The sequence below is a fragment of the Desulfobacterales bacterium genome (assembly GCA_034520365.1).
Taxonomy (GTDB): Bacteria; Desulfobacterota; Desulfobacteria; order Desulfobacterales; family Desulfosalsimonadaceae; genus M55B175.
In genome coordinates, this window is record JAXHNP010000002.1 from 492436 (window position 1) to 504546 (window position 12111).

Annotated in this window: 10 protein-coding genes; 9 read left to right on the forward strand and 1 reads right to left on the reverse strand. The window is 53.2% G+C overall.

Going from position 1 to position 12111, the window contains the following annotated elements; genetic code table 11:
* Positions 1-134: 134 nt before the first annotated feature.
* Together U5L07_02440 and glmM are read left to right on the forward strand one after the other, a co-directional pair.
* The gene (locus tag U5L07_02440) at positions 135-1376 is read left to right on the forward strand and encodes a protein GlmU (protein MDZ7830589.1); all 1242 of its coding nucleotides are present in this window, start codon (positions 135-137) and stop codon (positions 1374-1376) included.
* A 5-nt stretch (positions 1377-1381) separates the two neighbouring features.
* On the forward strand, positions 1382-2740 hold the full coding sequence (gene glmM, locus U5L07_02445) for a phosphoglucosamine mutase (GenBank protein MDZ7830590.1): 1359 nt from the start codon (positions 1382-1384) through the stop codon (positions 2738-2740).
* A 96-nt stretch (positions 2741-2836) separates the two neighbouring features.
* Here the strand turns inward: glmM and U5L07_02450 are convergent, their stop codons facing one another.
* The gene (locus U5L07_02450) at positions 2837-3550 is read right to left on the reverse strand and encodes a Bax inhibitor-1/YccA family protein (GenBank protein MDZ7830591.1); all 714 of its coding nucleotides are present in this window, start codon (positions 3548-3550) and stop codon (positions 2837-2839) included.
* A 116-nt stretch (positions 3551-3666) separates the two neighbouring features.
* Here U5L07_02450 and U5L07_02455 point away from each other — a divergent pair, with 116 nt between their 5' ends.
* From U5L07_02455 to fusA, 7 genes are all read left to right on the forward strand, one after another.
* Entirely contained in the window at positions 3667-3927 is a 261-nt protein-coding gene (locus U5L07_02455; protein MDZ7830592.1) for a hypothetical protein, read from the forward strand.
* A 723-nt stretch (positions 3928-4650) separates the two neighbouring features.
* A complete protein-coding gene (gene xseA / locus U5L07_02460; GenBank protein ID MDZ7830593.1) occupies positions 4651-6006 on the forward strand; it encodes an exodeoxyribonuclease VII large subunit in 1356 nt (451 codons plus the stop codon).
* A complete protein-coding gene (xseB, locus tag U5L07_02465; GenBank protein ID MDZ7830594.1) occupies positions 5987-6232 on the forward strand; it encodes an exodeoxyribonuclease VII small subunit in 246 nt (81 codons plus the stop codon). The genes xseA and xseB overlap by 20 nt, the downstream gene beginning before the upstream one ends.
* Positions 6233-6235: 3 nt before the next feature.
* Positions 6236-7129 carry a farnesyl diphosphate synthase gene (locus U5L07_02470; GenBank protein MDZ7830595.1) on the forward strand — a complete coding sequence of 298 codons (894 nt, stop codon included), beginning with the start codon at positions 6236-6238 and terminating at the stop codon, positions 7127-7129.
* 9 nt (positions 7130-7138) lie between these two features.
* Complete coding sequence (gene dxs, locus U5L07_02475; protein MDZ7830596.1) at positions 7139-9037, forward strand: 1-deoxy-D-xylulose-5-phosphate synthase; 1899 nt, start codon at positions 7139-7141, stop codon at positions 9035-9037.
* Entirely contained in the window at positions 9034-9774 is a 741-nt protein-coding gene (locus U5L07_02480) for a TlyA family RNA methyltransferase (protein ID MDZ7830597.1), read from the forward strand. Before dxs ends, U5L07_02480 begins: the two co-directional genes overlap by 4 nt.
* A gap of 147 nt (positions 9775-9921) precedes the next feature.
* Entirely contained in the window at positions 9922-11994 is a 2073-nt protein-coding gene (gene fusA, locus U5L07_02485; protein ID MDZ7830598.1) for an elongation factor G, read from the forward strand.
* Positions 11995-12111 lie beyond the last annotated feature (117 nt).

Sequence of the window (12111 nt, forward strand, 5' to 3'; positions counted from 1 at the left end):
GGTTTTGGATAGTGGGTATTAGGTATTAGGTATTAGGTATTAGGTATTAGGTGTTGGGTATTGGGTGTTGGGTGTTGATGGGATGTCTTAAAAATAAACGGTCACATGTCTGATCATCAGGTCAAGAAAGGCTTATGAAAAATTTAAAATCATGCTTGCTGAGCAAGGGCGTGCAGATGCCGGTGCCGGAGTCCGTGGAACTGGGCCCGGACATTGATCCGGAACGGATCTCCGGTGATAATGTGACCATTCACGCGGGCTGCAGAATTTTCGGGCAACACACCTTTATCGGCGCCGGCGCTGAAATCGGCCTGGAAGCCCCGGCCACCATTGACAATTGCCAGGTGGGGCCGAATGTCCAATTAAAGGGCGGATTTTTCAGCCAGGCGGTTTTTCTGGGGGGCGCCGCATGCGGCTCCTGCGCCCATGTGCGGAGCGGCACCATCCTGGAAGAAGCCGCAAGCATCGCCCACAGCGTGGGGCTTAAGCAGACCATCCTGTTTCCATATGTTACACTGGGAAGCCTGATCAATTTCTGCGACTGTCTTATGGCCGGTGGTACCGGTAAAAAAAACCACAGTGAAGTGGGCAGCGCCTATATCCATTTCAACTTCACCCCCCAGCAGGACAAAGCCACCGCATCTCTTATCGGCGAAGTGCCCGGCGGGGTGATGCTGGATAAACCGCCCATATTCTTAGGCGGGCAGGGCGGACTGGTCGGTCCCTGCCGCCTTACCTACGGCATCACCATTGCCGCGGGCACCATCTACCGCAAAGACGAGTTAAGGCCGGACCGCCTGATTTTCGGGGGCAGTGAAAAATCCGGCAACATTTCATATAAATCCGGGGCATACCGGAACGTTAAAAGAATTTTCCTGAACAACCTCATATACATCGGCAATCTGCTGGCGCTTGGCAAATGGTATCAGACGGTGCGATCCCAATTTATATCCGACGCATTTCCCCAGCCCCTCTACGACGGCCTGACCGCCCGGCTGGATCAGGCTGTTTCTGAGCGGATCAAGCGGCTTCATTCATTTTTTGAAAAGCTGGCCGGTGCTCCGGAAAACGATACATCCATTCCGGCCCGGCAGAAACAGGCGCTTTATGAGAGGCGCACGGAAATCACTGAGGCGCTTGAAAAGAAATTGGATTTGGAGGGCTCAGACGGATCGGATGCCAATGCCGCCCGGGATCAGCTGCTTGAAGCGGTTAGATCCGGAATTTCAGCATCCGGAACCGATTATCTTTCGGTCATCAAAAACCTTTCCGCAGATGACCGGGCCTCCGGCACCCGGTGGCTGCAGGCCAGTGTGGACGCAGTGGTCGCCGAAGCCCTTGACATCGTTCCTGAATTTAAAACAGAGAAAGGCTGATTGATATGCCGCAATTATTTGGCACAGACGGCATCCGGGGCAAAGCCAACCATTATCCCATGACCCCGGAGGTGGCGCTTAAGGCCGGCAGATCCCTGGTTAAAACATTATCGTCCAAGAAAAAAGCCAAAAACGTGCTGATTGGCAAAGACACCCGGCTTTCCGGGGATATGCTGGAATGCGCCATTGCCGCGGGCATTTGTTCCGCCGGAGCGGATGCCCATATCTGCGGGGTTTTACCAACCCCCGGCATTGCCTATCTGACGGCCTCGGAATCCATGGATGCCGGCGTGGTGATTTCCGCCTCACACAATCCCTATGCGGATAATGGCATCAAAATTTTTAATTCATCCGGCTTCAAGCTTTCCATGGAAATGGAGGCGGCTATTGACCGCATGATTCAGGATGCGGATCCGGACATGTTTATGTCATACAAGGATGCCATCGGTACGGTCCGGCCGCGCCCTATGCTTGAAAACCAATATGCTGAGTTTTTAATCCAAACCCTGTCTGGGGCCAGACCTTTATCCGGGTTTCATGTGGTGCTTGACTGCTCAAACGGGGCCACCTACCGGGTAGCGCCCCAGGTATTTGAATCCCTTGGCGCGCGCGTGAGCACGATCTGTGCCGCACCTGACGGCAAAAACATCAACCAGGGCTGCGGCTCCCAGGATACGGCCAAATTAAAGGAAATGGTGACAGCGCAGGGGGCGGATATCGGCCTGGCATTTGACGGTGACGGGGACCGTCTGATTGCGGTTGATGAAACCGGGCGCAATGCGACCGGGGATCAGATTCTGGCCATCTGCGCGAAATATTTAAAAGAGGGCGGCAGGCTTCCCAACAACCGGGTCGTCAGCACAGTGATGAGCAATGTCGGCTTTCACAAGGCCATGGCGGAACTTGGCATTGAGCTCATTATTACCGATGTGGGCGACCGCTACGTGTTAGAGCAGATGAAGGCGCTCGGTTCGGTAATCGGGGGCGAGGATTCCGGGCACATGATATTTCTGGAGCGCCACACCTCCGGGGATGGGATTTTAACCGGACTTCGGCTGATTCAGGTAATGCTTGAAACCGGAAAATCTTTATCCCAGCTCTCGTCGGTTATGGCCGTTTACCCCCAGGTGCTCATGAATGTGAAGATCAATGAAAAACAGGATATATACCAGATCCCGGAAATAAAAGGGGTAATTTCAGATATCGAGCAAAAACTGGGGCAGCAGGGACGGGTGCTGGTCCGATACTCGGGCACCCAGCCCTTGTGCCGGGTGATGGTCGAGGGCCCGGATGCGGAGCAGACCCATAAGTATTGCGCGGAAATTGTGGATGTGATTCAGGCGAAAATAGGGGTTGGGGAGTAGGTATTGGGGTTTATGAAGGCTCTGAGTGTTAGGTATTGGAGTTGATGATTTAGTGCCAATCACCCAATACCCAATACCTAACACCTATAAACCTTCTTATTCCCTGCCGCCCATGATATAGAGCAGCATCAGGAACAGGTTGATAAAATCCAGATAAAGTGACAGGGCGCCCATTATAGCGCCTTTGCGGATTACGCCGGCTTCGAGTCCGGCCGGCTGGGTCATGGCCATGTTCTTTAGCTTCTGGGTATCGTAGGCGGTGAGGCCCACAAACACCAGCACCCCGATATAGCTGATAATGGTGGTAAGGGCTGAGCTCTGAATAAAAAGGTTGACCAGGGACGCGATAATGATGCCGATCAGCCCCATGAACATGAAGCCGCCAAGGGATGTGAGATCCCGTTTGGTGACAAATCCGAATATGCTGCACGCGACAAATGTGCCCGCGCACACAAATAGCGTGGACACGATGGATGCCGGTGTATAGGCGATAAATATAAAGGACAGGGTCACCCCGTTAAGCACCGAATATATTACAAACAGGGCTGTTGCCGTACTGGCTTGTATTTTCTGGACTCTGGCGCTCAGATAAAATACCATGCCCAGCTCCGCAGCAATAAGCCCGAAAAAGATCAGGGTATTGCCGAATATCAGCTGAAGCATGGCTTCGCTGCTGCTGACATAGAGGGCCATAAGAGCGGTCAATCCCAGCCCGATGCCCATCCAGTTGTAGACGCTTCGGATAAAGCTGTTGACCTGTACCTGTGCGCGGGTATCAGCGGTCGTTTGCGCTGACTGAACGTTTGCCATAGTGTGTTAACCTCCTGTGATTGTTTGTGCACCGAATAGGTTGCAGTCTTGCGTGTGAGTAACCTTTAAGAAATATATATTAACACAAAAACCATTATTTGCAAGGTTTTGACGACGTGAAATCGACCCAGCTTTATCAGCACTTAAAAGAGACGGCAGAAAAATTAGATATCACGGTTTCCGAACAAAACCTGCGCGCCACGGGGATAAACGCCAGAAGCGGGCTTTGTACGGTTAAAGGCAGGCAGCTTTTCATTATGGAAAAAAACCTGCCGGTCCGCCAAAAGGTTGAAGTCCTGGCTGACTGCCTCCGCCAAATGCCGCTGGATAATATTTACCTCGTGCCGGCGGTCCGCAATTACCTTGAGCGCTCCTGAAAGGCACTGAGGTACTAAGGCACTAAGGCACTAAGGCACTAAGGGGAAAAAGGAATAATAGGTTTCAGGTTTCAGGTGTCAGGAAATATTGTGCGAGCGAGCGAGCCAAAATTTTTACAAGCCTGAACACTGTGAAACCTGAAACCTTTAATTTTACGCCTAACACCCAAAACCCAATACCTAAAACCCAATCCCCAAAGTTACTAAGAAGGGCCCTTAACGCACACACCAACCCCCGAATTCTTTGGCTTGAATCAAAAGTTTACATAATATTTCTTATCAGACGTTATAAATTTATTGCTGGCAGGGTCAGCTACGATGCTGACCGGCTATACGAGCAAATCAATCAGATTCATAAAAATTGATGGCCACCAAAAATTAAATTTGTAGCGTCGGCCACCGTGCCGACTTCACCACTGTGCCGTCCTCATGGTGCGAACGGCCCATGACTGCGGTTGTTACCGCCAAGGCCAATTACCCTGTTGAATGCCGGCTTGAACTGTGCTAGTTTGAAATTTTAATGGAATGGCTTGCATTAAAAACTCGGCTGTCATTTCGAGCGCCAGCGAGAAACCTTAAGATTCCTCGTCGCTGTCGCTCCTCGGAATGACCGCTGAGGAAGACTGTCGCTCCTCCAATGGCAGATCGATTTTGAATTTTTCGAGCACAACATCGTCCTGCTGGCGCGGCACCTCATATGAAGAAGGGTCTTCGGAATGCGTAATGACAAAAATTGAACGCAACATATATACCGTCAGCGAACTGACGCAAAAAATTAAAGCGCTGCTTGAAGAAAAATATCCATTTATTTGGATTAACGGTGAAATTTCTAATTTTAAAATCCCGGCATCCGGACACTATTACTTCACCTTAAAAGATGATGCCGCACAGATCAGCGCGGTCATGTTTCGCGGCCAGAACAAGCGGCTTAAATTTTTACCCGAGGACGGCATGAGTGTGACCGGGTACGGCCGGGTCAGCGTGTATGCCCCGCGCGGCGCCTACCAGATAATCCTTGAGTACCTGGAGCCGTCCGGTGTCGGCACCCTGCAGGCGGCATTTGAACAACTTAAAGTAAAACTTTCAGAAGAAGGCCTGTTTGACGCAAGTTTTAAAAAGCCCCTGCCGTTTCTGCCGCAAAAAATCTGCCTGATCACCTCAGCCACCGGTGCGGTGGTCCATGACATGATCCGGGTGATGGGCCGGCGGTTTCCGAATATCCATATTGAAATCATTCCGGTCAGCGTTCAGGGAGATGCGGCCGTGGATGAGATTTGCGCCGCCATTGATCTTATAAATTACCGAAATGATGCGGATCTGGCCATTCTCGCCCGGGGCGGCGGCTCGCTGGAGGATTTGTGGCCCTTTAATTCCGAAAAAATGGCCCGGGCGATATTTGCCTCTGGCATCCCGATCGTGTCCGCAGTCGGCCATGAAACCGATTATACGATTGCCGATTTTGTGGCCGATCTTCGGGCGCCCACGCCCTCGGCTGCGGCTGAAATCGTGGTTCCGGTTAAAACCGAGCTGGTAAACCGCGCCCATCAGCTGACCCGGCAGCTTGTATCCGGCTTTTCCGGGTTTTTGAATCAACAGCAACGGCACATTCAGCAGTTGACCGACCGGCTCGTACATCCCCAACGACGGCTGGATGATTTAAAGCTCCGCCTGGATGATTATTCCGAACGGCTTTACGGCGCATTTAAGCGAGCGGTCCGCCGGGAAGCCGAACGGCTGCAGTGGCGAACCGACAGGCTTTATAAAAACACGCCGCAGGCCATGATTCAATTGCGGCGAAACCAGTTAATACAGTTAAGCAGCCAGATGCGGGCCGCAGCAGAGACACACGTCACCACCCGGGCATTGACGCTAAGGGCCCTTAATGGCAGACTGCACGCTTTAAACCCGGCAGCGGTGCTGGACAGGGGATACAGCATTGCCCGCCGGGTTTCGGATCAGTCGATTATACAGGATGCCGCCGCTGTCCAATCCGGAGAGCTGCTTGAATTGCTTTTAGCCAAGGGAACCATTATCTGCCGTGCGGAGGGAAACCAGGAAGATGGCCAAGAAAACGTTTGAAGACGCCATGACCCAGCTTGAAAAAATCGTTCAGGAACTTGAATCCGGGGACCTGCCCCTGGAGAAGGCGCTTAAAAAATTTGAGGAAGGGGTAAAGCTCTCCAAGTTCTGTTTTGACAAACTGGAGGAGACCGAAAAGAAAATCACCATGCTGACCGCAGACCCGGAGGGCAATGTGAGTGAGGCCGGGTTTCCGGCCGATCGCGACGAAGCAGAGGATGATTAATCCGTGTCCGAATCCTTTGATTTTAATAATTATCTGGATGAAAAACGCCAGCAGGTCAATCAGTGGCTCACGGATTATATCAACCAGCGGCTTGATAATCGCCGGCCGCTCTGCCAGGCCATGAGCTACTCCCTGATGGCGGGCGGAAAACGCTTCCGCCCCATTCTCTGCCTGGCGGCGGCTGAGGCCGCGGGCGAAACCAATCATCCGAATGTAATCATGTGCGGCGGCGCCCTGGAGATGATCCATACCTATTCCCTGGTTCATGACGATCTGCCGGCAATGGACAATGATAAGCTGCGGCGGGGCCGGCCCACCTGCCATGTGCAGTTTGACGAGGCCACCGCGATTTTGGCCGGCGATGCCCTGCTTACCCTGGCCTTTGAAATTATGGCGGATCTGGCCGCTGACCACCCAATGGGGGCGCGGGTCATGCAGCATGTTTCCAGGGCGGCCGGATACCAGGGAATGATAGAAGGCCAAATGCGCGATCTGGCGGCAGAGGGCAAAACCCTTGACCTGGATGCCCTCAAGCAGGTGCATGAGTTTAAAACCGGCGCCCTGATCGAGGCGGCCGTGGTGTCCGGCGCACTGCTGGCGCGCGCCGGTTCAGCCCAAATTGATGCGCTTTCCGAATATGCCAAAAACATCGGCCTGGCCTTTCAGGTAACAGATGATATTCTGAATGTGGAAGGCGACCCGGATTTGATGGGTAAAGCCGCGGGCACGGACCTTAAGCGTAAAAAATCCACTTACCCGGGACTTATGGGGCTTGAGGCATCCAAATCCTTTGCCCGCGAACTGGTCAACAATGCCTTGCAAGCGATTGCGCATTTTGATACCAAGGCAGAGCCTCTGGTTGCGCTGGCAAAGTACATTATCGAACGGAAACGCTGATTATTTAAAATGAATTTACTTGATTCCATCATATCACCGACAGATTTAAAAAACATTCCCCGGCAGGATCTGCCCAAGCTCGCCCGGGAAATCCGCCAGCTGATTGTGGATGTCGTTTCCAAAACCGGGGGGCATCTGGCCTCCAACCTGGGGGTGGTGGAACTTACCCTGGCGCTCCACTATGTATTTGATGTGCCCAATGATAAAATTGTGTGGGATGTGGGCCATCAGGCCTATACCCATAAACTTTTGACCGGCCGCAAAGAGCGCTTTCACACCCTCCGCCAGCATGAGGGGCTCTCCGGATTTCCCAGGCGAAGCGAAAGCCCCTATGATGCGTTTTCCACCGGACACAGCTCAACATCGATTTCCGCCGGCTTAGGCATTGTTTGCGCCAAGCGCCTGAGTCAGGATCCGTCAAAAGTCATCTCTGTGATCGGCGATGGGTCCATGACCGCAGGCCTTGCCTATGAGGCCTTAAACCAGGCGGGGGGCCTGAAAAAAGACCTCATCGTGATCTTAAATGACAATGAGATGTCGATTTCCAAAAATGTGGGCGCCCTCTCCTCTCTTTTAAGCCGGACCTTCTCAGCCAAATACCTGCAGGATTTGCGAAAAGAGGTGGGCGAGCTGATCCGATCGCTGCCGGGCATCGGAAACGATGCCTACCAGTTTGCTAAGCGGGCCGAAGAATCGGTCAAAGCGTTTGTTACGCCGGGGATTTTGTTTGAAGCGTTTAATTTTGAATATTTCGGGCCCATCAAAGGGCATCGCATGGACCAGCTGATCGATATGCTGGAGAATATCAAAAACATTGACGAGCCGGTGCTCCTGCATGTGGCCACGCAGAAAGGCCGGGGATATGAGCCGGCGGAAAAAAATCCGGTCTATTTCCACGGCGTGGGCTGTTTTAAAATCGACACCGGAGACAAGCTGGCCAGCCAGCGATGCGCGCCATCATACACCGAAATATTTGGAAACACCATGGTGGAACTGGCCGCTACAGATGATAAAATTATTGCAGTCACTGCGGCCATGCCTGAGGGCACAGGGCTGGTTGAATTTTCAAACCAGTTTCCGGACCGCTTCTTTGATGTGGGCATTGCCGAGCAGCACGGGGTGACCTTTGCCGCCGGCATGGCAACGGAAGGATATAAACCCGTGGTGGCCATTTATTCCACATTCCTGCAGCGGGCCTATGATCAACTGATCCATGATGTCTGCCTGGAAGCCCTGCCGGTCACCTTTGCCTTGGACCGCGGCGGTATCGTGGGAGAAGACGGCCCCACCCACCACGGGTTGTTTGATTTTTCATATCTGCGATCCATGCCCAACATGGTGGTGATGGCGCCCAAAGACGAAAATGAACTGCGCCGGATGCTAAAAACCGCTGTCGATCATCCGGGCCCCGCTGCCTTTCGCTACCCCCGGGGGCCGGGTATCGGGGTGGATCTTGAGGGGCCTCTCACCCCTTTGCCAATCGGCCGCGGGGAAATCCTGGCCCACGGGGACGATCTGCTGATTCTGGCCATTGGCCTGACAGTCAGCGAGGCGGTTACCGCCCGGAAAACCCTGGCCGAAACCTATGGAATAAATGCCACGGTGGTAAACGCCCGGTTCGTAAAACCCCTTGACATCGACCTTATTTCTGAATTGGCCGGCAAAATCCCCAATATTTTAACCGTCGAGGAAAATGTCTGCCAGGGCGGATTCGGCAGCGCTGTTCTGGAGGCCCTGCATGATGCCGGAATCCAGGGCTTTCAGGTAAAACGCCTGGGCATCCGGGACACATTTGTTGAGCACGGCTCCCGGGAAGTGCTGCGGGCCAAATACGGTATTGATGCGGACGGCATTGTGAAGGCCGCAGTCTCCTGGTTTTCCCTTAAGACCCGTCAAACCGGCTCATGACCGCCCCCCGGAAAAAACGGCTGGATCTTTTGGTGGTCGAACGGGGGCTTGCCAAAAGCCGGGAGACCGCCCAAACATTGATTATGAGCGGAAATATCCTGGTAAACGATCAGCCCATGGATAAACCCGGCATGCAATTGGCTGAAGATGCGCGCATTGTCAGCCGAAAACCCGACATGCCCTATGTGAGCCGGGGCGGACTTAAACTGGCCCACGCCATCACCGAAATCGGGATCGATATGCGCGGCTTGATGTGTCTGGATGTGGGTGCCTCCACCGGCGGATTTACGGACTGTATGCTCCAATCCGGCGCCGCCCATGTCTATGCGGTGGATGTGGGATACGGCCAGCTGGACTGGAGGCTCCGGCAGGACGAGCGGGTGACCGTTGTCGAGCGCACCAATATCCGCTACGTTACCCCGGAAATCCTGCCGACGGATTTTGACTTAATTACCATTGATGTCTCATTTATATCCTTAAAAATTGTCATCCCGGCCATCGACCCTTTTCTCAAGCCGGATGGGCACATACTGGCTTTGATCAAGCCGCAGTTTGAAGTCGGCCGGGAGCAGGTCGGCAAGGGCGGCGTGGTTCGGGATGAAAACCTGCATGAAGCGGTTATTGCTGAACTGAAAAGCTATTTTGAAGAATTTGGCCTGGTTTCCGAAATAGTCATCCCCTCCCCTATTCTCGGGCCGAAAGGCAACCGGGAATTTCTGATGTATCTGGGGCGCTAAACAATTACAACCATTCAGGTTTTTGGGGTTGATTTTTTTTGACAGAATGAGATATGAGAGAAAAATTATCCCTAAATTGAGCGTTCCAAACCTTAAATTGGGTTATCATTTTCCGGATTTGAAAATATTTTACGAGAGAGGAGTTTAATGGCAGATATGGCTGAAAATCTGAGAAACATTGCCCTTATCGGGCACGGCGGCAGCGGCAAGACAACCCTGGCTGAAGTCCTTCTACATAACGCCGGGGTGACCAAACGACTGGGAAGCGTCGATGAAGGCAATTCAGTCATGGATTTTGAACCTGAGGAGCTGAAACGGCGCTCCAGCATCAGCACCGCGTTCCATCAGTTTGAATGGAAAAAGACACAGGTCACCCTGCTGGATACCCCGGGGGATCAGAACTTCTTCTCTGACACCCGGATGTGCATGCAGGCGGCGGATGCGGCGCTTCTCGTCATAGATGCCATTAACGGCGTCAAAGTGCAGTCCGAACAGGCATGGGAGTTTGCCGAGGAATTCAACCTGCCGGTGATGATCTATATTAATAAGGTGGACCGCGAACGCGCCGATTTCTACAAAGCCTTTGAAGATGCCAAAAATATTTTCGAGCCCAAACCGATTCTCCTTCACCTGCCCATCGGCAAGGAGGAAGAATTTAAAGGCGTGGTGGATCTGCTTAGCATGAAAGCCATTACATTTGCCGACGGCAAGCCGCAAACCGGCGATATCCCTTCGGACATGCAGGAGGCTGCTGAAAGCGAGCGGGAAGCAATGGTTGAAAACATTGCCGAAGCAGATGACGAGCTGGTGGAAAAATACCTGGAAGGCGAGGAATTATCCCAGGATGACCTCTACAATGCGCTTCGCAAAGGCATACTCAACCGCACCTTCGCGCCGGTGGTATGCGGGGCCGCGGTCAAGCAGATTGCCGTGGACCCCCTGTATGACCTGTTTGTACAGGCCATGCCCTCGGCAATTGACAGAGGCCCAAAGACCGGATACGAACCGGGCACCGAGAATGAAATCACCCGAAACCCCGATCCGTCCGAGCCTTTTTCCGCGCTGGTCTTTAAAACCATTGCCGACCCCTATTCCGGACGGCTCACCGTGTTCAAGGTGGTTTCCGGAAGCCTGGGCGGCGACGGCACATTTTACAACCCCACCCGCGACGCCAAGGAGCGCTACAGCCAGCTCCTTCGGTTGGTGGGCAAGGAACAGAAACAGATCAGCGAGGCCGGCCCCGGAGATATCGTGGCGGTGGCCAAGCTGAAAGAAACCAAAACCGGGGATACGCTTTGCGACCCGAACAAAAAAATCCAATTCAAATCCGCAAAGCCCCTGGCCGGCGTGGTCTCTTATGCGGTAGTGCCGAAGAGCCAGGGGGATGAAGACAAGATTTTCAGTTCCCTTTCCAAGCTCATGGAAGAGGACTCGGCCCTGACCCTGGAGCGAAACGATGAAACCCGGGAAACGGTGTTAAAGGGCATGGGCCAGGTCCATATTGAGACGGTTGTGGAGCGGCTCAAACGCAAATACGGCGTGGAGGTTACACTCACCGTTCCCAAGGTTCCCTATAAGGAAACCATCAAAAAAACCGTCGCCGTCCAGGGCAAACACAAGAAACAATCCGGCGGCCACGGCCAGTACGGGGACTGCTGGGTGCAGTTTGAACCCCTGCCCAAAGGCTCAGGATTTGAATTTGAGGATAAAATCGTGGGCGGGGTGATTCCCAAAACCTATATTCCGGCCGTGGAAAAAGGGATTTATGAGGCCGCCCAAAAGGGGGTCCTGGCCGGTTACCCCTGCATTGACTTTAAAGCCATCCTTTATGACGGCTCCTATCACTCGGTGGACTCATCGGAGATGGCATTTAAAATCGCCGGTTCGCTGGCTTATAAAAAGGCGGCAGAGCAGGCGGAGCCCACGCTGCTGGAGCCGATCATGGAAGTGGAGGTCACCACGCCGGAAGATTTTATGGGCGATGTCATGGGCGACTTAAACGGCCGGCGCGGCCGGGTGCTCGGCATGGAAGGTAAAGGCAAGAACCAGGTGGTCCGGGCGAATGTGCCCATGTCCGAGGTGCTGAGCTATGCCCCGGATCTCCGCTCCATGACCGGCGGCCGCGGCATTTTTACCATGAAATTCTCCCACTATGATGAAGTGCCGGCCCAGCTGCAGCAGAAAGTCATCGAAGCGGCCAAGGCCGAGCAGGAGGGATAAAATCTCAGCCCCCCTTTGAAAAAGGCCATCAACTCACCCCCCCCTTTGAAAAAGGGGGGATTGGGGGGATTTATATTGGGCCATAATAAAAAATCCCCCTAAATCCCCCTTTACAAA

Excerpts from the sequence above, each read along its gene's own strand:
- U5L07_02440 (MDZ7830589.1), top strand. The coding sequence starts at position 135 with ATGAAAAATTTAAAATCATGCTTGCTGAGCAAGGGCGTGCAGATGCCG.
- glmM (MDZ7830590.1), top strand. The coding sequence starts at position 1,382 with ATGCCGCAATTATTTGGCACAGACGGCATCCGGGGCAAAGCCAACCAT.
- U5L07_02450 (MDZ7830591.1), bottom strand. The coding sequence starts at position 3,550 with ATGGCAAACGTTCAGTCAGCGCAAACGACCGCTGATACCCGCGCACAG.
- xseA (MDZ7830593.1), top strand. The coding sequence starts at position 4,651 with ATGACAAAAATTGAACGCAACATATATACCGTCAGCGAACTGACGCAA.
- xseB (MDZ7830594.1), top strand. The coding sequence starts at position 5,987 with ATGGCCAAGAAAACGTTTGAAGACGCCATGACCCAGCTTGAAAAAATC.
- dxs (MDZ7830596.1), top strand. The coding sequence starts at position 7,139 with ATGAATTTACTTGATTCCATCATATCACCGACAGATTTAAAAAACATT.
- U5L07_02480 (MDZ7830597.1), top strand. The coding sequence starts at position 9,034 with ATGACCGCCCCCCGGAAAAAACGGCTGGATCTTTTGGTGGTCGAACGG.
- fusA (MDZ7830598.1), top strand. The coding sequence starts at position 9,922 with ATGGCAGATATGGCTGAAAATCTGAGAAACATTGCCCTTATCGGGCAC.